A 21,390-nucleotide genomic window follows, 5' to 3' on the forward strand; every position below is an offset into this window, starting at 1 on the left:
CAAACTCCGAATACCAATAAGTAATATCCGGGAGACACACGGCGGGTGCTAACGTCCGTCGTGGAGAGGGAAACAACCCAGACCGCCAGCTAAGGTCCCAAAGTGTATGTTAAGTGGGAAACGATGTGGAAAGGCCCAGACAGCCAGGAGGTTGGCTTAGAAGCAGCCATCCTTTAAAGAAAGCGTAATAGCTCACTGGTCGAGTCGGTCTGCGCGGAAGATGTAACGGGGCTAAACATACCACCGAAGCTGCGGCTGCGAATTTATTCGCGGGGTAGGGGAGCGTTCTGTAAGCTGTTGAAGGTGTGTCGGGAGGCATGCTGGAGGTATCAGAAGTGCGAATGCTGACATGAGTAACGATAAAGCGGGTGAAAAACCCGCTCGCCGGAAGACCAAGGGTTCCTATCCCATGCTAATCAGGGTAGGGTGAGTCGACCCCTAAGGCGAGGCCGAAAGGCGTAGTCGATGGGAAACGGGTTAATATTCCCGTACTTGGAATAATTGCGATGGGGGGACGGAGCAGGCTAAACAAGCATGGCGTTGGTTGTCCATGTGAAAGTATGTAGGCTGGAAACTTAGGCAAATCCGGGTTTCTAAGGCTGAGATACGAGACGACACTCTACGGAGTGGAAGTTGTTGATGCCATACTTCCAGGAAAAGCCTCTAAGCTTCAGATTATTTCGAATCGTACCCCAAACCGACACAGGTGGTCAGGTAGAGAATACTAAGGCGCTTGAGAGAACTCGGGTGAAGGAACTAGGCAAAATTGTACCGTAACTTCGGGAGAAGGTACGCTCTTATCTGTGATGAGACTTGCTCTCTAAGCGGACGAGAGTCGCAGTGACTAGGTGGCTGGGACTGTTTATTAAAAACACAGCACTCTGCAAATTCGAAAGAAGACGTATAGGGTGTGACACCTGCCCGGTGCCGGAAGGTTAATTGATGGGGTTAGCTTCGGCGAAGCTCTTGATCGAAGCCCCGGTAAACGGCGGCCGTAACTATAACGGTCCTAAGGTAGCGAAATTCCTTGTCGGGTAAGTTCCGACCTGCACGAATGGTGTAACCATGGCCACGCTGTCTCCACCCGAGACTCAGTGAAATTGAAATCGCAGTGAAGATGCTGTGTACCCGCGGCTAGACGGAAAGACCCCGTGAACCTTTACTACAGCTTGGCACTGAACATTGACCCTACATGTGTAGGATAGGTGGGAGGCTTTGAAGCACAGTCGCTAGATTGTGTGGAGCCGTCCTTGAAATACCACCCTTGTAGTGTTGATGTTCTAACATAGGCCCCTGAATCGGGGTTGTGGACAGTGCCTGGTGGGTAGTTTGACTGGGGCGGTCTCCTCCCAAAGAGTAACGGAGGAGCACGAAGGTTTGCTAAGTACGGTCGGACATCGTACGGTTAGTGTAATGGTAGAAGCAAGCTTAACTGCGAGACAGACACGTCGAGCAGGTACGAAAGTAGGTCATAGTGATCCGGTGGTTCTGAATGGAAGGGCCATCGCTCAACGGATAAAAGGTACTCCGGGGATAACAGGCTGATACCGCCCAAGAGTTCATATCGACGGCGGTGTTTGGCACCTCGATGTCGGCTCATCACATCCTGGGGCTGAAGTCGGTCCCAAGGGTATGGCTGTTCGCCATTTAAAGTGGTACGCGAGCTGGGTTTAGAACGTCGTGAGACAGTTCGGTCCCTATCTGCCGTGGGCGTTTGAGAATTGAGAGGGGCTGCTCCTAGTACGAGAGGACCGGAGTGGACGAACCGCTGGTGTTCGGGTTGTGATGCCAATTGCATTGCCCGGTAGCTACGTTCGGAATCGATAACCGCTGAAAGCATCTAAGCGGGAAGCGAGCCTCGAGATGAGTTCTCACTTTAACTTGAGTTAACTGAAGGGCCGTTGAAGACTACAACGTTGATAGGCGAGATGTGGAAGTGCTGTGAGGCATTAAGCTAACTCGTACTAATTACCCGTGAGGCTTAACCATACAACGCCAAAGTGGTTTAGACTCGTTAGAAGTTGAATAGTCTCTGAAAAAAAGAGACAAATACTAAAGTAGACATTTACTTAAAAAAAGCTTTCCAGATTTAGATTTAAGACAAGCTCTTAAGTCAACCGAATTTGCTTGGTGACTATAGCGTTTTGGAACCACCTGACCCCATGCCGAACTCAGAAGTGAAACGAAACAGCGTCGATGATAGTGTGGGTTCGCCCATGTGAAAGTAGAACATCGCCAAGCTCCTAATTAAGTAAAAAGCCCGCTCAATGAGCGGGCTTTTTGCGTTCTGGGCTAAGCAAGGTCACTGTGTTATAGCCACCCTTGTAACTGAGTGGAAGTTACGATCCTGAATGAGCTACTTTAATTTTCCTGTAAATTACCTATCCGTTTTTAGCTAAGTTAGCTTAGCAAAGGCACATTCTAAAAAAGTAGGACTGATTTTCTTATGTCTTATAAACGTAATATAGTAGTATTGAATTGCTACTAGGCTTGTTAAGTCAGGCTTTCCCCTGATTAACATTAGCTAACTTTGTTGTAATAATTGACTTCTTTATGCCGATATAAAAGTAAAGTACCGCTTCCTACTTTATTTGTGCGCGGAAAAGTATTGCCAAAAATAATATAATAAAAATATGAAACGCTTTATTCAGTATCAAACAGATCGATTGTCCGCTATTCCTAATATGGCGAGTGCGATCTCGAAAAAAATATCAGAGTTCCAATTTGACTACAGAAAGATGTTGGAAGAAGCCTCTGTGTTTTTTGAATCACATTACGAATATGAAGCTGAACTTGCACAGATAAAGAAGAAAAATACGGCTTATCAAGAGCATATTGATATAGTTGAGAATTATAAAAAGGAAAAAGGTAAGCTGCCCATAATCAAAGGGCAACGTTCTGCACAGCGTTATCTTGAAAAGTTACATCAAAAAATAGATAAAGGTGAATTGCGAATTAAGCAAATCGCTACGGAGCGCTTAAAAGCCCGTGGTGAGCGCTATATCGCGCTGGAAAAGCTCATTGACAACATTCTTGATTTACTTGATGGACCAAAAATATTTAGCCAGTTTTTAGGCACTATGGTGTTATCAACACCATTACCGAATGAGACTGTACGCTGTACACGTAATGAAAAAAACAAACCTATTTATATTACTGCGTTAACCGTTGCTCTGTTTGAGGAAACACGTTTATTTTATCAGTATAAATCTCCTTACTTAAAGCAAGCCTTGAGCGATGTCATTGGTGATGACAAAGTTAGCTTAATGCAACGTCATGATCATAAACCTTTCTCTAAAGAGCAGAAAATGGCTTATCGTGAGGAAGTATTGAAGCCCATTGTAAAAGCCACATTATTACGTCATATCGGTTCTTATTCACCACATGCGGAAGCAATTTATCAAGGTAATCGTTTCCGTTTGCTAGATGTTGAAGAGCGCAATAAGTTACTCTCAAGTATTAAACGTCACTCCTATTTATACCTTAGTCAGGGCGTAGGCTTGCCACAAAAGCGTTTTGACAAAAAAGAAGAGCGTGACGAATTTTTCGCAGTGGAAAATGCGAAGTTAGAGTTTATGAAGCAGTTACTTGATTTTGATAATCAGGGGCCAGAGCTACGAGACTTAATTCGTATACCTATGGTTTACGCATCATTTATGTTATCGACAAAGGAAGAATACGATTACCGTAATATGTATCGTGCGTATGACATTCTCAAAGATGGCATGAAGCAAGGTGAATATAATGCCAACTTTTGTGCACTTTTTCTAAGAATGGTGGGACGCTTTCCATTAGGCAGTGGTATCTATTTTATTTCCAATGATACTGAGCAAATTGAAAAAGGGATTGTTTCTTCATTGTTTCCAAAGAACCCAGAAGAACCCTATGTTAAACAAATTACTCGTAATCATATTCAATCGTTGAGTCAGAGCGAGGTATTGGTTGTTCGAAGTACCAATATATACTTTGATTCCACACGAGAAAATTCAGGCATAGATGAGGCGATCTTTACACAACGATACCAACCGCCATATGTATGGAATGCTAATGAAGTATGGGAAGTTCAAGTGCCAGCTTTAGTTTTTTGGAAGAAAGATGGCACCATAAAGCAAAGTAATTTATCGCAGATTTAAGTTAATTTACTCACTTGTTGATTTGGCAAAATTTTTCTTTTTTGCCATTTCACAAGAGGCAACAGAATGGCGATTAATAGAATGGCATAAATCATATGTGGACCTATGCCAAACATTAAAGCAAAGCATGCTGAAAAGCCGAGTACTATTGTTGGCCTATGTTTTTTGTTAATTAATACCCATGCTGATGCCATTGTTGCGAGGTAAATCAAAACAAAAACGCCATTCACCCAATTGATTAAATCTTCTAAGTCTTGCCCAGTAAAATGTGTAATAACTAACACTATGGCCATAATCAATAAAACGGTTGATAACGCACGGTGCGGCACCCTATGTTGATTCGTATGAGCTAATGCCTTTGGTAATACCCCTTGTTCGGCAAAGCTTGCAACGAGCTTAGCTAAGCTAGCTGTGTAAACATTAATAGTCGCAAGGCCACCTGCCGCACCTAGTATGCCAATTATATAGCTGCCATTATCAAAAAACTGATCAAACACGCCTACGATAGCCAGTTTAGCGTCATTAGGATGGTTGAGTACCAACACTGTAGAGATTACATAAACAATGCCGACAAGCGCACTGCCAATTATCATTGCAGGTATTACATCTTTAGCTGGGCGCTTAAATTCATTCGCCAGGTGAGACATGGCTTCAACACCTAAAAAGCTCCAAAAGGCTAATCCTGCAGCTTGAAATACTAGGCTAGATTCAAAATGAGTATAGGCAGGTGTGACTGTATTTACTTGACCGTTACTCGATAAAAATAACAGCATAATAATTGTAATGATTACTAAAGTGAGTAGAAACTGTAATTTTGCTGAAACGTGAATGCCTTTACGATTTAACAAATAAAGACAAACTAGTGCACTTAACTCCGCGAACAGAAGCTGCAAGCCATTGATGGCAATCATGCCCTGGATAAATTGAAAGGTCATAATGACTGCTGCAGGTGTACCAATAGGTACGACTAACAGAAACATTAAACCAATCATGCGCCCCGCTGTTTCGCCAAATGCTTGTTCAACAAAATAAGCGGGCCCTCGTGAGTGAGGATGAATTGATGATAGTTTGCCAAATATATAGGTGATTGGGAGTAACCCAAAGGTCAGTAATAACCAAGCGTATATTGCATTGCTACCCGACATTTCGACGGTTAGTTGCGGCAGTATAAATACCCCAGTTCCTAGCAAAGTAGTTGCCATCATGCCAGCACCTTGCCAGCGTCCAATGCCATTATTATTAATATTCATAGAGATAATGCGAGAGTAAGTTGATAGCGTTAGTATAAGAATTTTTAAACTTTCATACTGATTGAGTTACTAGGCAATATGTTACATATGCCGTTAAAATGACGGTTTTAACCAGCACAACAAAAATATTGATTGAATGAGGAATTTGTATGCAGATGGATAAGTTTGACCAGGCGATCATCGCCCAATTGAAAATAAATGCTAGGCAAAGCGTATCTGCCATCGCCGATGCTGTGAACTTATCTCGCTCTGCGGTCACTGAACGAATTAAGAAGCTTGAACGAAATGGTCAAATTAGAGGGTATCAGGTATTACTCAGTGAATCGCAAAAAGCGGGAGTGTCAGCATACTTTGAAATTCAACATCAATGTGCGCGTTGTTCAAATATCGTAAAAGTATTTCAAGTCATCCCTGAAGTGCTTACTTGTCACGGTATAACTGGTGATATGGATTTGCTCGTATTTGTTCAAACAGATTCAATGCAGCGTTTACATGAAATACGTGAATACCTAGATGCAGAGCCAGATATTGTTAAGATTAAAACGCATGTTGTTATGAGTGAATGGATAAACAATTTAGGGTAATGCATGATGCAACACTTTGATCACGACTTAGAAAGAGAAAATAACCAAGCAAGAAGTTTACTGAGAGAGGATCCTGCGATACGCAGTTTACTCGAGAGAATGCCGGATTCTGTACAACATAGTTTTACAGAAGAACAATTGGCAAATTTACGTGTCGCTTTAGGAGCGCGAAGCTGGGGCAAACATCAAATTGATTTTCGCAGCACTATCTCATTTTTTTCGTATCGTTATTATTATGTATTCGTCGCTGGTAGAAACCGCAGGGAACTATCGCGCTCTGAAAAAAGAAGAAACTTACTCATTCAATCTTTGTTGATGAGTGGCTTTTTAACTTTTTGTTCATTAATGGGATTGCTGCTTCTTTATCTGATTAAGTCAGCCATGGGGATTGATCTTTTCCCTAACTTTTCACTTGGAATTTGGAGTTGGTTCAAAGAGAACATACTGGGGTAGCATTAACATTTGGTTACGTAAAGGGATAGTTATCTATAAATTGCTGATATAGCATGAGAGGGTTACAGGAAAAGGATAAACAATGAAAATAACAAAAACTCTCGCATTGGGTTTAGTATCAGCATCAGTGCTTGCTGCTTGCTCTGTTGATAATAGTGCTTCACAAAAAGATGCTAGTATTGTTGCGCCAACTGCAAAAAAAATTCCCTTTGAAATCACTACACATGGTCATACACGTGTTGATAACTATTATTGGATGCGTGATGATAAACGTGAAGATCCTGAAATTCTTGTACATTTAGAGGCTGAAAATAGCTACACCGAACAGCAGCTAAAGCATACTGAGAGTCTTCAATCTCAGCTATTTGATGAAATAAAAGGCCGCATCGTTAAAGATGATCAATCAGTACCGGTTAAAAAAGGTGATTACTTTTACGGAAGCGAAGTGAGCGGTAACAATGAATACCGCATTTATACACGTGCAAAAGATCTAGCTGGTAACAACAAAGAAGTGCTACTCGATGTTAATGAGCTAGCAAAAAATCACGATTACTTTAGCGTATCAGGCTTATCTGCAAGTCCAGATAACAAATTATTGGCCTACGGTGAAGATACTGTTAGTCGTCGAATTTATACCATTCGTATTAAAAACCTTGAAACGGGTGAATACTTAAAAGACGAAATCAAAGACACCGAGGGTGATGTTGTTTGGGGAAATAACAACAAGTTTTTCTACTACATTAAAAAAGATCCACAAACCTTGCTTGGTTACCAAGTTTATCGACATATTCTTGGCACAGAGCAAAGCCAAGATGAGTTAGTTTACGAAGAATCAAACAAGGCTTATTACACTTACATCAGTAAGAGTAAAGATGGCCAACTCGTGTATATCCATCACTCAAGCACTGAAGCAAGTGGTGTTTCTATTCTTGATGCAAATAATATTAACGCAACACCAAAACGCTTTATTCCTCGTGAAGCAAAGCATGAATACAGCATTGCTAAACTTAACAAAGACTTTTACATCAAAACCAATTTAAATGCAGTGAACTTTCGATTAATGAAAGTAGATGAAGCTAATATTGGTGATAAAGCAAAGTGGCAGGAAGTAATCCCTGCGCGTGATAACGTTAAACTTGAAGATATTGAACTGTTCAACAATCACCTTGTTTATCAAGAACGTGAAAATGGTCTATCGTACTTTACTGTGCGCCAATTAAATACTGGCAAAGAGTACAAACTAAACTTTAAAGATTCAGCATTTGCTGCGGGAATGTACGGTAACAATGAGCTTGATAACTCTTCCGTTCGTTTGTACTACACCAGCATGACAACACCTTCAAGTGTGTTTGAATATGCTTTAGAAAACGGCGAAAAAACAGTATTGAAAGAGCAAAAAGTACTTGGCGACTTCAATGCTGATAATTACGCTTCTGAGCGCATTATGGTAGCGGCGCGAGATGGGAAACAAGTGCCTGTTTCATTGGTTTACCGAAAAGATAAGTTTAAGAAAGATGGTACAAACCCTCTTTACCAATATGGTTATGGTTCTTACGGCGCTACATTTGATCCGACTTTCTCAACATCACGACTTAGTTTACTCGATCGCGGCTTTGTTTACGCTATCGCCCATATTCGTGGTTCAGAGATGCTAGGTCGTCCATGGTATGATGATGGCAAAAAATTAACTAAGCAGAATACCTTTAATGACTTTGTGGATGTGACGAGAACACTTGTTGAAAAAGGTTATGGTGCGAAAGATAAAGTATTTGCTGTAGGTGGAAGTGCTGGCGGCCTGTTAATGGGCGCAGTCATCAACCAAGCACCTGAGTTATACCGAGGCGTCGCTGCGCATGTACCGTTTGTTGATGTGGTAACTACGATGTTAGATGAATCGATTCCGCTCACGACTAACGAGTATGATGAGTGGGGTAATCCAAATGACAAAGTTTATTATGACTATATGTTAAGTTACTCGCCTTATGACCAAGTTAAGCGCCAAGCATACCCGAACCTGCTAGTAACAACGGGCTTACATGATTCTCAAGTACAGTACTTCGAGCCAATGAAATGGGTCGCCAAGCTACGAGAATATAAAACTGATAATAACCTGTTGCTATTTAAAACCGATATGGAAGCAGGTCATGGCGGTTCATCAGGTCGTTTCAAGCGCATTAATGATACAGCCCTTGAGTATGCCTTTTTCCTAGATTTACTTAATAAGTAAGTCACTCTTAAAAGGGGCTAATAGCCCCTTTTCTTTATTGTTTTAAACTTCTACCCCAGCCTCATCCATTCTGACAATATCGCTTTCAGCTAACGCATCATCAATCCATTGTGCAAGAACAGGGCAACTTAACACTTTATCCATATAAGCTGTTGCCGTGGCGTTAAGTAAAATGCCATAGGTTTTAAAGCGCAGTGCAATGGGGGCATACATCGCATCCGCAATGCTCCATTCACCAAATAACCAGCCACCTTGTTGTTCAAATTGTGCATGTTGTTCGCTAAATATTTGTTCGATGCGTGCAATATCATTTAAGCTTTGTTGTGTTAGTTCTACCTTACGGTTTGCTCGAATATTCATTGGCAGTTGATTGCGCAGAGAATTGAACCCAGAATGCATTTCAGCGGTCAATGCGCGGGCTTTTGCACGGTGCGAGGGATCACTTGGCCAACCTTGGTTTGATAAATAAGTTTCATTGATGTATTCGCATATAGCAAGGGAATCCCACACGGTTATAGTGTTATCTACTAATACAGGTACTTTGGCGATCGGTGCGATATTCTCTAGTGCAACAATAAAAGAGGGGGTTTCTAATTTTAAATTGTGTTCAGTAAAATCGAGGTTAAATTTCTTTAATAAAATCCAAGCTCTTAGGGACCAAGTCGAGTAGTTCTTATTGGCAATATATAAGTCCATAATGGTTCACTTCTCTGTATTTATTTTATGTATAACGCCAAATGTATAGTGTTATTTAAAAACTGAATAGCGCATAATTTTTATATTATCTATCAGATTAGTTGATGTGTTATGGAAATCGATGCATTAAAAAGCTTACTGGCATTTGTCGAAACGGGCAGTATTACTCGTGCTGCGAAACAGGTTAATCGCACCCAATCAGCTGTAAGTATGCAGATGAAAAAGTTAGAACAAGATTTAGGAAAGCGCTTGTTCGAAAAAAGTGGTCGCAACCTTTTGCTATCGAAAGAAGGACACCAACTCGTTGGTCATGCGAAACAACTTATAACTCATTACGATAGCACGTTAAATGCAATTAAATCGCACAATTCAAAACTCCGTATCCGGTTAGGTTGTCCTGACGATTATGCGGATACAATTCTCCCCAAGGTTGTAAAAAAAATGCATGTATTGTGGCCAGATCTAGATCTTCAAATTCGCTGTTTGCCTAGTAACCTTATTCGAGAACAACTTGATAGTGGCGAACTCGACTTAGGCATAGTTACGCGTTCTTTCGACAGTGAAGAAGGTATCGTCATCGCAAGAGATCGTGGCGTATGGGTATGTAATGGTGATACCCGTTTAGCACAGCAAACACCATTACCGCTTGTCACATTTCAACAAGACTGTCGTTTTCACCATGCGGCGATTGAGGGACTGCATAAACAGGCTAAGCAGTTCAAATTAATAGCGATGAGTGGCAGTGTTGCAGCAATGCATGGGTTAGTAAAAGCAGGGCTTGCGATTGGTGCAATGGCAAGCCTAAGTAAAGGTGATTTAGTTGAATTGTGTGATAGTCAATTACCTGACTTACCTGAGATTTTCATTGTGCTCATTAATAATATGCACACGAGCAGCTTTATCTCACAATCACAATTGCAACAGTTAGGCGACAGCTTTGAGCGATAAAGTCATAAATGCACTGTTAGGATCAGCTTGGTAGTCTGCAAAAGGGCCGCACTCGACAAACCCAAATTTAGTATAAAGGTTACGTGCGGCTTGAAAATAGTCCTGTGTGCCCGTTTCAAGCGATAACACTTGATAGTGTTTTGCCATGGCAAGCTCAATAACATGTTGCAGCAATCTTGACGCAACACCCTGGCCGCGGGCTTGTTTTGCTGTTCGCATTGATTTTATTTCAGCGAATGCTGTGTTGTGGTGCTTTATTGCAATACAGCCCAGTAAGGTATTACCATGCCAAGCACTAAAAAATGTAATGTCACTTTGTTTGAGTGCGTTAAGGTCAAGTGCATGAACGCTTTCGGCAGGTGAAGTGGCATACATGTCGTCCAAATGTTCCTGTAGCAACGCAATCACCGAAGAGCTGGATAAATCATCAATTTTAATGTGCATAAAAAGTCTTCTATAAATAATCCAATCACGCTATTCATCTACTATGCCAAATCTTCACATTGTTTAACTTATTGTTTTTATTGGTAGGTAGCTTGTGACAATGGGTGAGTGAATGAGAGCACGATAAATTTTGCTCCCTTTTGGTGCAACTTGTGCTCGGTTCTTAAGCGTCAGCCTTGCATCTTAATTTGCTCTGAGGTTAAGCTTAATAAAATTTATGATAGCTAGTGAGTTATGGAAAAATTTAACGATATTTATTTACGTGCCGCTGAACGTAAAGGTGGCGAAGGCAAATTAGCAATGCTACTGTCAAAACCTCTAAGTAATAAGCAAGTAGCCCAATTACCAGATTCAGCATGGTTATCTGAGTTTACCAAAAAGATTTTTCAAAGTGGTTTTTACTGGTCAGTAATCGAGAAAAAATGGCCTGGTTTTGTAGAGGTTTTTTGGCGTTTTGATGTTGAAGCATTATTAATGATGTCACCTGAGCAACAAGAAAAAGCTGCCAGCGATGAGCGCATTGTGCGTAATTATAAAAAAGTACAAACAGTACAGGCCAATGCTTATATGATTCACGACGTTGCTAGTCAGCATGGCAGTTTTAGCCAGTTTGTGGCGGATTGGCCAAGTGAAGATATTATTGGCCTTTGGCAATATCTTAAAAAACATGGAGCACGGTTAGGTGGAAACACCGGGCCTTATGCTCTGAGAGTGCTTGGTAAAGATACCTTTTTACTATCGCGAGATTGTGAAAGCTATTTGCGCAGCCATAAAATTATTGATGGTGGCTTACAAACGAAAAAATCGCTGGTTGCAATTCAGAGTTTTTTCAATGAATTGCAACAGCAAAGTGGTTTGAGTTACCAAGAGCTCAGCCAAATAGTTTCATTTAGCTGTGGCGACAATGTAGTCGGTATCGGTTAGCGATTAAGTTAACTGCGCGGCACAAACTCTAATACCGTTGCATTAATGCAATAGCGCAGCTGACCATTTGGGCCATCACCAAACACATGGCCTAAATGGATATCTGATTCCACTGCACGAATTTCAGTGCGCTTCATTCCAAAACTATGATCAGGCTTCTCGTATACCGCACCGTCCACTGGTTTAGTAAATGAGAGCCAACCGGTACCCGAATTAAAACGATCTCGTGTATCAAATAAGGCTGCGCCACTGAGTTTGTCAATAAACATACCATCTGGCGTATCTTTAAAAATTTCATACTGTTTGCAAAAACGGTTGTCAGTGCCTTTGTTAAACGCAACATTAAACGCTTCGCTTTCACCGAGCTTAAATGCCCCCACAATTTTGTAAAACTCATCACGTGCGACATAACCTTGGCGTGCAAAGACCTCTTTTCCCTGCTCTAACAAAATAATCGTTGGAGTTGCCCATGTTGGTGTTTTAATTTTCAGATCATGAAGTTGATCGGCTGTTCTAAAGGTGAGAGGGATGGAGCCAGCATACCCTTTAGCTGTTTCAGCTTTAAACTTTTCGCAATAAGGGCAGAATGGCGCATCAACTACCACAATCTGCTTACCCTCTAGCAATGCACTGTTATCAAGTTTTGCGACAGTTTGCTGATTAAATGTCACTCCTGTTCGTAAATCAGGGCAATATCCATTAGGGTTTTTGGCTAGATAATCTTGATGATATTCTTCTGCTGCATAAAATGTCTCGAGCGGTTTTATGCTGGTGGCAATTTTACCGAAACCGGCTTTGCTAAGTAATGATTGAAATTGTCGAGTAACTTTTTTTGCAACAGCTTGTTGTTGTTCAGAATTATATAGAATAGTTGAACGATATTGCGTACCTATGTCGTTACCTTGACGATTGACCTGAGTCGGGTCATGGTATTCGTAAAAGTGCTGCAGTATTTTTTCTAGACTTATTTGATTACTATTGAAGGTCACTTTGACCACTTCCGCATAGTTATCTGGGTTGTATTTATTACTTTTCTTAATGATATTGCGATAGGTCGCTTTAAAGCCACTGCCATCGGCATAACCACTTACAGCATCAATGACACCCTCAAGTGCTTCATATCGTTTTTCAGCGCCCCAAAAACAACCCGAACCTAATACAATTGAGTCAGTGTGATTTGTTTGGGAACTTGCAGCCTGAGCAAGATTGGTAAAACTTAATAAAAACAGGCTCAAACAAAATAGATAGTTCATATTTTTGCCTTCTTAAATTATTTACTACGTAAAAGATAAGACCCGAGATCGCTCGATTTAAATTCATGGCCGTTAAACATCAAAATAAACCGTTTATCAATAAACGGCTGCAAAAGGGCTGCTTGACTTTAAGATGGCTAGCAAACAAACGGGAGTATTTATGAAAAAACTAATTTCAATGGCTATGGCAGTAACGGCATTATCATTAGCGGGCTGCAATGCCACAATGGATGTAAGCTACACACCGGTTACCGAACTGGAAACACATACCAGTTGGGAAATTAATCCGGTGACAGGTTCGTGGGAAGCGGTTGAAAGTACGGTTTATATCAGTGTAAAAGAAAAACAGCACACCTTACCAAAACAATACGATCGTTTTGCAAACAATTAAAAACACATGTTTTGCGCATGAGTTATCATGCGCATTTTGTTAAAAGCGAGAAGTTACTAATAGTGTGACCGAGTTGAACCCTGAATCATTGTTGCCAAGACCTGCGCCCAAGCCAAAGCTGAATGATAAATGTGGATTAAACCAATACTGGGTTTGCAACTCCGTATTATTGTTGTCAAAGTCATTTGTTTGCGCAACAGCCTGAATTCCTACGTACCAATTCTCACTTAAATAATAATCTGCTCGTCCCTGATAGTAACTTTCTTTGCCTGAAATTTGTTTAAATACAAAGTCCCAGCCCTGACCATTCATGATTTTTGTGTAGCGAATGTAGGGCGAGAGGCGCCAATTATTACTTGAGTCTTGATTGCCGATATAATCTGTTTCATTGCGGTAAAGGTAGGTCGCGCCAACACCTAACTGTAAATTGGGGGTGATGTGGTTGCCCAGCTCACCTGCAACTCTTACATAGTGATCATCAAAGTGGTTATCACGAGCATATTCAACCTCACCACGGAAAACTAAATTATTGTCAAAATAATGAGTGTAACCTACATCAATATCATAAAACTCATCTAATACGAGTGCGCGAGTGGTAAGGCTATCGATGCGGTTTATGTAGGCTTTTAGGTTATGAGGACCTCTTACATTTGCGATATCTTCAAATAAATAGGTATAAGCTAACCCTACAAAATGATCATCAAAGTCATAAAGGTCGGATACACCAAAGTCGATTTGATGTTGAATTGAGTCATTCGCTAAGGCAGCATTTGAAGCAAAGAGCAGCGCAAAGGGCAGTAGAATCTTCATGGTTTTGGGTCGTCCTTTTTGTCTGCAGCTTAATGAAATAATTTCTACGTGATAAGTATGTAACTGTTGAAAATTGTTAGATATTGTAAATAGTACATAGTTAAAAATCTAAAACATTAAAAAGAGCTTATATGATCTGGTTTAAAGAGATAGATAAAGCATTATGCGACCAATTGGATAAAGGGTTAAATGGTAAAGGGAGTTTAATGAACACCTTAGGTATCGAAATTTGTGAAATAGGCGATGACTACCTTGTAGCCAGTATGCCCGTTACACCAGACCATCATAATCCGATAGGGATGTTACATGGCGGCGCTAACGTGGTGCTTGCTGAGACCGTTGCGAGCTATGCTGCCAATTTTGTTGTCGATACCGATAAATATTATTGTGTGGGACAAGAAATCAATGCCAATCACATTAAAGCTGCCCGCAAAGGAATGGTGTACGCCACAGCAAGAGCAATTCATTTAGGTAAGCGCACTTCTGTTTGGGAAGTAAAAATTGCCAATCAAGCCGGTGAGTTGACCTGTATCTCGAGAATGACTGCTGCTGTGGTTGAGCGGCGATAATTGATCTATATCTAGTTAGCGGATATTAGCGCTAGCATTTTAACTTTCACTGGCATATATCTTAGCTAGGGGTATATGCCAATGAGTGAAAAAAACCTAATTACACTGCTTAAACTGGTTATTGTGCTTGGTTTGTGTTTAATCGGCTTGGGTTATTATTTAATTAATGTTGCTCACATCGAACAAACGATGGGAATAACAGGCATGATGATTGGCGGTGGGTGTTATGCCTTTGGTATTATCCTTTCTCTTCCTACGAAAATGTATCTGACATTTATTTGGGTAACAGCTGAGCATAGAAATAAGCATAAGCAATAATATGCATTATTACCTTTCGCTATTTTACGTCATACTTAGTGTTATATCTTTTAAAACATAATTTACGCTGTGACCAGATACATTAGTATTCTTTGTCTAATAATGAGCTTTCATCTTGCTGCAAGTGATATCAAAATTGCAGCGGGAAATTTTGCGCCTTATTTTAGGGCTGATACGCAAGTCCATAAACAAGGGCTTTATGAGATTTTAATCACTTCTGCTCTCAGTAAATTATTGTTAAACCCCAAATACATCAATGTTTCTAATGAAGCAATTAAACGGTATTACCAAAAGAATCGTGTCGACCTCGCGATAAACTGGACCGGTGATTTTTCTGGCGAAGGCTATGTATCGGCGCATCGTTTATTTTTTTACAACAGAGCTATTTTAAGGCGAATTAGTGCATGGCAAGGTGCACAGCATATTTTGGCATTAGAAGGCGCACGCATCGCCAGCTTTTCTGGTGCAAGTTTAAACTTTGGAACAGATTACAATACACTCATTAATAACGAGAAAACGCGATATTTTGAAAGTGGCGATCAATACGCAATTAATAAAATGTTGCTGGCAAATAAAGTAGATATACTAATTGCAGATTGGTTAAAGTTTTATCGTTTTGCTAAACCCATGGGGTTGGTAGAAGAGTTTATGGCTTTGGATTTATTGCACAATGAGGGCTCGAAAATTATCTTTAAGGACAAAAAGCTTAGAGATGATTTTGATAAAGTTGTTGAGCAAATGCATGCAAGTGGTGAGTTACAGCAACTCACCCAAGCATGGTTGGCAAAAAATAATTTGCCTATGGTGTCGCATCACTTTTTAGCAAAAAAAAGTTAAATCCCACCACCGTCAGTATGTAAGCCACATTCACGGTTCAGTCCAAAGAAACGTGTTTCTTCTTCTGTCATGCCTGGCTCTAGTTTACGTGTAGTATGTACATCACCCATAGACACATAACCTTGCTCCCAAAGCGGGTGGTATGGTAAATCATACTTGGTTAAATACTGATATACATCACGGCTGTGCCAATCAATAAGTGGATACACTTTCACTGTACCACGGCTGATTTCAAGCACTTGCTTATCTGCTCGGGTAGACGATTGTTGGCGTCGCAGTCCGCTAAACCACGTACCTGCATCAAGTTCCTTCAGTGCACGCGTCATCGGCTCAACTTTATTAAGCGTATTATACTGTTTAATACCCGCTTCACCTTGTTCCCATAACTTGCCGTATTTAGCTTCTTGCCAAGCTGGGGTTAACTCAGACTTATACACTTTTAGATTAAGCGCTAGGCGTTCTGTAAGCTCATCAATAAACTGATACGTCTCAGGAAATAAATAGCCGGTATCAGTTAATACCACTGGTATATTTTTCTTTTGTGATGTCACTAGGTGTAACATCACAGCAGCTTGAATACCAAAGCTAGACGATAAAAAGTGAGTATCTGGCAAATTTTCTAATGCCCACGCAACACGCTCTTCAGCTGTTTTGTCCACTAAAAAGCCATTTGCATCAGCAAGGAGTGCCTGCTGGCTTTCTTTATCTAGCGTTAGAATATTTTTAAATTCACTCATACGTAAATTCCTAACCAAGGGCGGCGATGCCACCCTGAAATTTATTTAAGCGTGGAAGTCTGTTTTAGAGACTTTCACTTCGGCAACGATTTCCTTACGGATAGCGAAGTCACCAAAACATTCACCTTCGTTGCGCTCCTTGGCCCACTGGCCAATTAATTCATCTAATGCTGGTAGGTAAACATCTTCACCAACATTTTCTAGGTAAAGCTTAGGTACGCGCGTACCTTCACGGTTACCACCTAGGTAAACGTTGTATTTACCAGGACCTTTACCGACAAAACCAATCTCAGCTAACATGGCGCGACCACAACCATTCGGGCAACCTACGACACGCATAATGATGTCGTCATTCGGAATTTCGTGCTTCGCTAAAATCGCTTCTGTTTTCTCGATAAGCTCAGGTAAGTAACGCTCAGCTTCAGCCATCGCTAGTGGACAAGTCGGTAATGCCACACATGCCATAGAGTTAAAGCGTTGCTCTGAGTGTGAATCGTCAATTAAGCCGTGCTCACGAGCGATTTTCTCAATAATGTCTTTTTGATCCGCTGGCACACCGGCAACAATTAAGTTTTGGTTAGCCGTCATGCGGAAATCACCTTGGTGAATTTCTGCAATCTTACGACAACCTGTTTTCAGTGGTTGGCCTGGGTAATCAAGAATACGACCACTTTGGATAAATAGTGTTAGGTGATGCTTACCATCAATGCCTTCTACCCAACCGATACGGTCGCCACGGTGTGTGAACTCATATGGGCGGCTTTCTTCAAATTTAACGCCAGCACGGTTTTCTACTTCTGCTTTAAACGTATCTGTACCGAAAGTATCAAGGGTATATTTCGTTTTTGCGTTCTTACGGTTAACACGGTTACCCCAATCACGCTGAACAGATACGACGTGCTCGGCAATTTTTAGCGTGTGCTCAAGTGGAATGAAACCTAAATCATCCGCTTTACGTGGGTAAGTGTTTACATCACCGTGCGTCATCGCCAGACCACCACCAACAAGTACGTTAAAACCAACTAGTTTGCCGTTATCTGCAATGGCAACAAAGTTTAAATCGTTCGCGTGAACATCTACTTCGTTGTTTGGTGGAATCGTCACTGTGGTTTTGAACTTACGTGGTAAGTAAGTTGAACCTAAAATTGGCTCTTCTGTTGTTTCAGTCTTTTCACCATTTAACCAAATTTCAGCATACGCTTTGGTGTGTGGTAGTAAGTGCTCAGAGATCTTCGCAGCCCATTCGTATGCTTCTTGGTGTAACTCAGACTCAACTGGGTTAGTCGTACATAGTACGTTACGGTTAACGTCACCAGCAGTTGCAATTGAATCAATACCAACGCTATTTAGCATTTGGTGCATTTCTTTAATGCCCGGCTTTAATACACCGTGGAACTGGAATGTTTGGCGCGTTGTTAAACGAATACTGCCGTAAATGGTTTTATCACCAGCAAACTCATCAATCGCTAACCACTGTTTAGGCGTGATAATACCGCCTGGCATACGTGCACGAAGCATCACGTTGTGCATTGGCTCAAGCTTTTGCTTAGTACGCTCTGGACGAATATCACGGTCGTCTTGCTGGTACATACCGTGGAAACGGATTAGCTGGAAGTTATCCGCTGTAAAACCACCGGTAAGTTGGTCTTTTAAATCCGCTTCAATGGTACCGCGTAAAAAGTTACTTTGCGTTTTTAATCTTTCGTTATCAGCAAACTTAGCATTTGGGTCTAGCTTGCTGTTAGGTTTGTAATCTGTGCTCATGGCTTATCCTAAAATTCTACTGTGACGGTCAGTGTAGTGGTGTACTAACAAGTTGTTAGTAAACGTCTTTTTGATAACGGTTGTTGCTGCGAAGCTCTTTTAAGTAACTTTCAGCTTGCTCGTCATCTTTGCCACCATGGGCTTTAATAATGTCGATAAGTGCTTGGTGAACGTCTTTCGCCATGCGGTTTGCATCACCACAAATATAGAAATGTGCACCTTTTTCTAACCATGCAAACACTTCCTCGCCTTTCTCGCGAAGACGGTCCTGCACGTATACTTTTTCTGCTTGGTCGCGGCTAAATGCTAGGTCTACTTTGTTTAGTAAGCCAGACTTCACATAGCCTTGAATCTCTACTTGGTATAAGAAATCTTGGGTGAAGTGTGGGTTACCGAAGAATAACCAGTTCTCACCTTCCGCTTCACGTGCATCACGTTCTTGTAAGAATGCACGGAATGGTGCGATACCTGTACCTGGGCCTACCATGATAACTGGCGTGTTATCATCGCTTGGTAAACGGAAGTTGTCGTTATGCTCGCTAAATACTTTAACTTGTACGCCTTCTTCTGCACGATGTGCTAGGTAACCAGAACAACCACCAAAGTGTTTCTCACCAAAGGCATCAAACTCAACTAAACCAACCGTTAAGTGTACTTCTTCTTCCACTTCAGCTTGGCTTGACGCGATTGAATATAAACGCGCTTGTAGCTTGCGTAGGCTGTTTGCTAAATCTTGTGCGCTAATATCGCTTGGGTTTTGCTTGATGATATCGAAGATTTGACGCGCTTCGATGTACTCACGCATCGCAGCTTTATCTTCAACTAGCTTTAATAGTTCAGCGTTGTTAGTTGCTTGTGCGTACTTTTCAACAAAACCAGGGTAAGACTGAGTTAGCTCTAGTTTTTCAATTAACGCTGTACGAATTGATAAGGTTTCTTCACCTAACGTGATTTCAGTCGCGCCATCAATGTTTAACAGTGCCAGTGTTTCATCAACAAGTGCTTCGTCATTTAAAAAGTAAACACCTAAAGAATCACCTGGAAGATACGTGATGTCAGAACCTTCTAGTGAGATTTCAATGTGACGTACGTCTTTAGTTGAGTCGCGACCTGTGATCTTTTGTACCACACTTAGCTCTGCCGCAAATGGGTTTTGCTTAGTGTATTGGCTTTGCGCTGGTGCTGCACCAAAGCCAGCCATCGGAATAACTTGTGCTGAGCCTTGCGACTGTGCTTTTAGCTCAGGTTCGAATGCATCAACCGCACCGCCGATCCAAGCTGTTGCTTGGTCTTCATAATCAACGTCTAAGTCAGCGCGCGCAACTACTGTTTCTGCGCCTAGAGCTTTAAAGCGCTCTTCAAAATCAATCGCCGTTTGGCAGAAGAACTCGTAGCTTGAATCACCTAGACCGATAACCGCAACTTTAACGCCATCTAGTTTTGGTGCTTTTTTCGATGCTAAGAATGCGTGCAAGTTTTCAGCATCTTCTGGTGGCTCACCTTCACCGTAAGTAGAAACAGCAACAGCAATAAATTTCTCTTTCTTAAGTTGAGCTGGCTTGTAGTCAGCCATGTTCACAAGCTTAACTGCTAAGCCTTTTGCTTCAGCAGCTGCTTTAAGTTGGTTAGCAACGCCTTTTGCGTTACCTGTTTGTGAACCGTAAAGAATGGTGAGTGCAGCTGCTTCACCAGCTTGTGGTGCTGCGCCCGCAACCTGACCTGATAATGCTGCTGTATTGGCATTTGCTGCTAAGTAACCACTTACCCAAGCTTGTTGAATTGGGTTCAGTTCAGCAGTAAGTGCTTGTAACTTTTGTACTTGCTCTGGCGTAAGCGGACTTGCTTGCGCCGATAGTTGACTTAACAACATGCTCTTTATTCCTCGACAACCGAAAGCTAAATTTATTAGCACTTAGATGTGCTTCTCTGATGGTGAAATATAACGATGTCGTGGCAAAGAAAAAAATAATAGAAAGTGCTTTGTTATTCCAAAAAGGAATGTATGAAGAGTTATTTATAATTTTTGCAAAAAAATAATGCAGTTATCGATTGTCTTCAAAAATAACCGAGCCGGTTGATGCATTGTAGGTAATTTTGATCAGCGCATTATTTCGGCCAGAAGTGTCGCCTAATTTGCGTAAAACATATGTGCAACTGTCGCTTGCGCTTGGCGTAATTGGGTTTAAACCACTTGAAAAGCGATAAGAGCGATACTCTTGGTTATTGTTGTTATGCGCTATGGATGGCGCGTCTTCAAGTAGGGCGTTCCAAAGATCAGCACAACCTCGGTTGCCCCGTCCAATTTGAAAAGGACTGCCCATGGTGCCAGTGTTATTGTTACCTTTGTTTACGCCAACAGGATAGCCAAAAGCATTTACATCAATACTGCCATCAAGGTAGTTAGTTAAATTGACAACGTAATTACGATTACCGCCAATAGCCCATTTGGTTTTTGCAAAATCAACAGCTTGTTTAAAGTTAGCTGCAAGTGCTTTCGTTTTTGCAGCTTCTGCATCTTCGTTAAGTGATAAAAACGAGATGCTTGCTGTAATGGATATTACTGCCAATATAACAATTACGATAATAAGCTCTACAATCGTAAACCCTTGGCTTTTCATGATGCTCCCGTTGTTATTCAACGGGGTAAAGGGTGATTTCAATACCGGCACCTATTGCTGAAATTCTAAGCAAGGTATCTGCATGCAAAGCCTGATTGAAGCATTTAGGGTTTCTACCACTTTGAAAACCAATATCGAATGTGCGTTTAGTGCAGGTCAACCATTGCTTCAAGGCGTTGCGAGAGCACGATTCAATAAGTTCACATAAGTGGTTAATTGCACTATCAGGAGAAGTGACGTCAATGTTTGCCTCTATGCGCGCTAACTGACGCGTTTCATCTTTGTCGTAGTGAAGTACCATGGCCGACTTACCTAAGTCTGATACTAATTGGGCAATATCTTGTTTTGACTCGATTTCTAGGTCGACATTAAGAAATTGGATATCTGACATTGATGTTTTTCTCTGTAATTGCGTAATTGCTAACTTTACATTA

20 protein-coding genes and 2 rRNA genes (1 of these 22 running past the window's edge) are annotated in these 21,390 nt (G+C 41.3%); 12 read left to right on the forward strand and 10 right to left on the reverse strand.

The window, feature by feature from the left end; translation table 11 throughout:
- The 3 genes from OM33_RS03925 to OM33_RS03935 form a co-directional block, all read left to right on the forward strand.
- Window positions 1–1,989: ribosomal RNA gene (locus OM33_RS03925) — 23S ribosomal RNA — on the forward strand; it begins 892 nt to the left of the window's first position.
- A gap of 137 nt (window positions 1,990–2,126) precedes the next feature.
- Window positions 2,127–2,241: ribosomal RNA gene (gene rrf / locus OM33_RS03930) — 5S ribosomal RNA — on the forward strand.
- A gap of 392 nt (window positions 2,242–2,633) precedes the next feature.
- Complete coding sequence (locus OM33_RS03935; RefSeq protein ID WP_038638995.1) at window positions 2,634–4,133, forward strand: hypothetical protein; 1,500 nt, start codon at window positions 2,634–2,636, stop codon at window positions 4,131–4,133.
- On the opposite strand, the gene yjeH is transcribed toward OM33_RS03935, so the two are convergent.
- The gene (gene yjeH / locus OM33_RS03940) at window positions 4,130–5,383 is read right to left on the reverse strand and encodes an L-methionine/branched-chain amino acid transporter (RefSeq protein WP_038638998.1); all 1,254 of its coding nucleotides are present in this window, start codon (window positions 5,381–5,383) and stop codon (window positions 4,130–4,132) included. The genes OM33_RS03935 and yjeH overlap by 4 nt on opposite strands.
- Window positions 5,384–5,538: 155 nt before the next feature.
- Between yjeH and OM33_RS03945 the strand changes: the two genes are divergently transcribed.
- The 3 genes from OM33_RS03945 (at window position 5,539) to OM33_RS03955 (ending at window position 8,647) form a co-directional block, all read left to right on the forward strand.
- Window positions 5,539–5,967 carry an Lrp/AsnC family transcriptional regulator gene (locus OM33_RS03945; RefSeq protein ID WP_038642983.1) on the forward strand — a complete coding sequence of 143 codons (429 nt, stop codon included), beginning with the start codon at window positions 5,539–5,541 and terminating at the stop codon, window positions 5,965–5,967.
- Window positions 5,968–5,970: 3 nt separating this feature from the next.
- Window positions 5,971–6,420: a 3-phosphoshikimate 1-carboxyvinyltransferase gene (locus OM33_RS03950; RefSeq protein WP_234402722.1), complete on the forward strand. Its 450-nt coding sequence runs from the start codon at window positions 5,971–5,973 to the stop codon at window positions 6,418–6,420.
- Between the two features lie 82 nt (window positions 6,421–6,502).
- Window positions 6,503–8,647 (forward strand): S9 family peptidase, encoded by a 2,145-nt coding sequence (locus OM33_RS03955; RefSeq protein WP_038639001.1) that lies wholly within the window; start codon window positions 6,503–6,505, stop codon window positions 8,645–8,647.
- A 42-nt stretch (window positions 8,648–8,689) separates the two neighbouring features.
- Here the strand turns inward: OM33_RS03955 and OM33_RS03960 are convergent, their stop codons facing one another.
- On the reverse strand, window positions 8,690–9,343 hold the full coding sequence (locus OM33_RS03960; RefSeq protein WP_038639003.1) for a glutathione S-transferase family protein: 654 nt from the start codon (window positions 9,341–9,343) through the stop codon (window positions 8,690–8,692).
- A 111-nt stretch (window positions 9,344–9,454) separates the two neighbouring features.
- Here OM33_RS03960 and OM33_RS03965 point away from each other — a divergent pair, with 111 nt between their 5' ends.
- A complete protein-coding gene (locus OM33_RS03965) occupies window positions 9,455–10,291 on the forward strand; it encodes a LysR family transcriptional regulator (protein WP_038639006.1) in 837 nt (278 codons plus the stop codon).
- Here the strand turns inward: OM33_RS03965 and OM33_RS03970 are convergent.
- Window positions 10,268–10,735, reverse strand: coding sequence for a GNAT family N-acetyltransferase (locus tag OM33_RS03970; RefSeq protein ID WP_038639008.1), 468 nt, complete (start codon window positions 10,733–10,735; stop codon window positions 10,268–10,270). The genes OM33_RS03965 and OM33_RS03970 overlap by 24 nt on opposite strands.
- A 234-nt stretch (window positions 10,736–10,969) precedes the next feature.
- Between OM33_RS03970 and OM33_RS03975 the strand changes: the two genes are divergently transcribed.
- Window positions 10,970–11,659: a DNA-3-methyladenine glycosylase I gene (locus OM33_RS03975; protein WP_038639012.1), complete on the forward strand. Its 690-nt coding sequence runs from the start codon at window positions 10,970–10,972 to the stop codon at window positions 11,657–11,659.
- A gap of 8 nt (window positions 11,660–11,667) precedes the next feature.
- On the opposite strand, the gene msrA is transcribed toward OM33_RS03975, so the two are convergent.
- Window positions 11,668–12,912, reverse strand: a complete 1,245-nt coding sequence (msrA, locus tag OM33_RS03980; RefSeq protein ID WP_038639015.1) for a peptide-methionine (S)-S-oxide reductase MsrA — start codon at window positions 12,910–12,912, stop codon at window positions 11,668–11,670.
- 160 nt (window positions 12,913–13,072) lie between these two features.
- On the opposite strand from msrA, the gene OM33_RS03985 reads away from it, so the two are divergent.
- Complete coding sequence (locus OM33_RS03985) at window positions 13,073–13,303, forward strand: hypothetical protein (protein WP_038639018.1); 231 nt, start codon at window positions 13,073–13,075, stop codon at window positions 13,301–13,303.
- 39 nt (window positions 13,304–13,342) lie between these two features.
- On the opposite strand, the gene OM33_RS03990 is transcribed toward OM33_RS03985, so the two are convergent.
- On the reverse strand, window positions 13,343–14,113 hold the full coding sequence (locus OM33_RS03990) for a hypothetical protein (protein ID WP_038639020.1): 771 nt from the start codon (window positions 14,111–14,113) through the stop codon (window positions 13,343–13,345).
- Window positions 14,114–14,244: 131 nt separating this feature from the next.
- Between OM33_RS03990 and OM33_RS03995 the strand changes: the two genes are divergently transcribed.
- The 3 genes from OM33_RS03995 to OM33_RS04005 all read left to right on the forward strand — a co-directional run bounded on the left by OM33_RS03995 (window position 14,245) and on the right by OM33_RS04005 (window position 15,837).
- Window positions 14,245–14,682 carry a PaaI family thioesterase gene (locus OM33_RS03995; protein WP_038639023.1) on the forward strand — a complete coding sequence of 146 codons (438 nt, stop codon included), beginning with the start codon at window positions 14,245–14,247 and terminating at the stop codon, window positions 14,680–14,682.
- Window positions 14,683–14,763: 81 nt separating this feature from the next.
- Complete coding sequence (locus OM33_RS04000) at window positions 14,764–15,000, forward strand: hypothetical protein (protein ID WP_038642990.1); 237 nt, start codon at window positions 14,764–14,766, stop codon at window positions 14,998–15,000.
- 102 nt (window positions 15,001–15,102) lie between these two features.
- A complete protein-coding gene (locus OM33_RS04005) occupies window positions 15,103–15,837 on the forward strand; it encodes a substrate-binding periplasmic protein (RefSeq protein WP_038639026.1) in 735 nt (244 codons plus the stop codon).
- Here OM33_RS04005 and OM33_RS04010 read toward each other — a convergent pair.
- The 5 genes from OM33_RS04010 to OM33_RS04030 all read right to left on the reverse strand — a co-directional run bounded on the left by OM33_RS04010 (window position 15,834) and on the right by OM33_RS04030 (window position 21,347).
- Window positions 15,834–16,574, reverse strand: a complete 741-nt coding sequence (locus tag OM33_RS04010; protein WP_038639029.1) for a phosphoadenylyl-sulfate reductase — start codon at window positions 16,572–16,574, stop codon at window positions 15,834–15,836. The genes OM33_RS04005 and OM33_RS04010 overlap by 4 nt on opposite strands.
- A gap of 45 nt (window positions 16,575–16,619) precedes the next feature.
- On the reverse strand, window positions 16,620–18,338 hold the full coding sequence (gene cysI / locus OM33_RS04015) for an assimilatory sulfite reductase (NADPH) hemoprotein subunit (RefSeq protein ID WP_038639032.1): 1,719 nt from the start codon (window positions 18,336–18,338) through the stop codon (window positions 16,620–16,622).
- Window positions 18,339–18,393: 55 nt separating this feature from the next.
- A complete protein-coding gene (locus tag OM33_RS04020) occupies window positions 18,394–20,208 on the reverse strand; it encodes an assimilatory sulfite reductase (NADPH) flavoprotein subunit (protein WP_038639036.1) in 1,815 nt (604 codons plus the stop codon).
- A gap of 172 nt (window positions 20,209–20,380) precedes the next feature.
- Complete coding sequence (locus tag OM33_RS04025; RefSeq protein WP_038639039.1) at window positions 20,381–20,956, reverse strand: prepilin-type N-terminal cleavage/methylation domain-containing protein; 576 nt, start codon at window positions 20,954–20,956, stop codon at window positions 20,381–20,383.
- Window positions 20,957–20,969: 13 nt separating this feature from the next.
- Window positions 20,970–21,347 (reverse strand): hypothetical protein, encoded by a 378-nt coding sequence (locus tag OM33_RS04030; protein WP_038639041.1) that lies wholly within the window; start codon window positions 21,345–21,347, stop codon window positions 20,970–20,972.
- Window positions 21,348–21,390: the final 43 nt, after the last annotated feature.

The organism is Pseudoalteromonas piratica (assembly GCF_000788395.1).
Lineage (GTDB): Bacteria > Pseudomonadota > Gammaproteobacteria > Enterobacterales > Alteromonadaceae > Pseudoalteromonas > Pseudoalteromonas piratica.

Coding starts and splice junctions, on each gene's coding strand:
- OM33_RS04025 (WP_038639039.1), bottom strand. CDS start 20,956: ATGAAAAGCCAAGGGTTTACGATTGTAGAGCTTATTATCGTAATTGTT.
- OM33_RS03955 (WP_038639001.1), top strand. CDS start 6,503: ATGAAAATAACAAAAACTCTCGCATTGGGTTTAGTATCAGCATCAGTG.
- OM33_RS04005 (WP_038639026.1), top strand. CDS start 15,103: ATGAGCTTTCATCTTGCTGCAAGTGATATCAAAATTGCAGCGGGAAAT.
- OM33_RS04000 (WP_038642990.1), top strand. CDS start 14,764: ATGAGTGAAAAAAACCTAATTACACTGCTTAAACTGGTTATTGTGCTT.
- OM33_RS04030 (WP_038639041.1), bottom strand. CDS start 21,347: ATGTCAGATATCCAATTTCTTAATGTCGACCTAGAAATCGAGTCAAAA.
- msrA (WP_038639015.1), bottom strand. CDS start 12,912: ATGAACTATCTATTTTGTTTGAGCCTGTTTTTATTAAGTTTTACCAAT.
- OM33_RS03935 (WP_038638995.1), top strand. CDS start 2,634: ATGAAACGCTTTATTCAGTATCAAACAGATCGATTGTCCGCTATTCCT.
- OM33_RS04010 (WP_038639029.1), bottom strand. CDS start 16,574: ATGAGTGAATTTAAAAATATTCTAACGCTAGATAAAGAAAGCCAGCAG.
- OM33_RS03960 (WP_038639003.1), bottom strand. CDS start 9,343: ATGGACTTATATATTGCCAATAAGAACTACTCGACTTGGTCCCTAAGA.
- OM33_RS03975 (WP_038639012.1), top strand. CDS start 10,970: ATGGAAAAATTTAACGATATTTATTTACGTGCCGCTGAACGTAAAGGT.
- OM33_RS03995 (WP_038639023.1), top strand. CDS start 14,245: ATGATCTGGTTTAAAGAGATAGATAAAGCATTATGCGACCAATTGGAT.
- OM33_RS03945 (WP_038642983.1), top strand. CDS start 5,539: ATGGATAAGTTTGACCAGGCGATCATCGCCCAATTGAAAATAAATGCT.
- OM33_RS03950 (WP_234402722.1), top strand. CDS start 5,971: ATGATGCAACACTTTGATCACGACTTAGAAAGAGAAAATAACCAAGCA.
- OM33_RS03970 (WP_038639008.1), bottom strand. CDS start 10,735: ATGCACATTAAAATTGATGATTTATCCAGCTCTTCGGTGATTGCGTTG.
- yjeH (WP_038638998.1), bottom strand. CDS start 5,383: ATGAATATTAATAATAATGGCATTGGACGCTGGCAAGGTGCTGGCATG.
- OM33_RS03990 (WP_038639020.1), bottom strand. CDS start 14,113: ATGAAGATTCTACTGCCCTTTGCGCTGCTCTTTGCTTCAAATGCTGCC.
- OM33_RS04020 (WP_038639036.1), bottom strand. CDS start 20,208: ATGTTGTTAAGTCAACTATCGGCGCAAGCAAGTCCGCTTACGCCAGAG.
- OM33_RS03965 (WP_038639006.1), top strand. CDS start 9,455: ATGGAAATCGATGCATTAAAAAGCTTACTGGCATTTGTCGAAACGGGC.
- OM33_RS03985 (WP_038639018.1), top strand. CDS start 13,073: ATGAAAAAACTAATTTCAATGGCTATGGCAGTAACGGCATTATCATTA.
- cysI (WP_038639032.1), bottom strand. CDS start 18,338: ATGAGCACAGATTACAAACCTAACAGCAAGCTAGACCCAAATGCTAAG.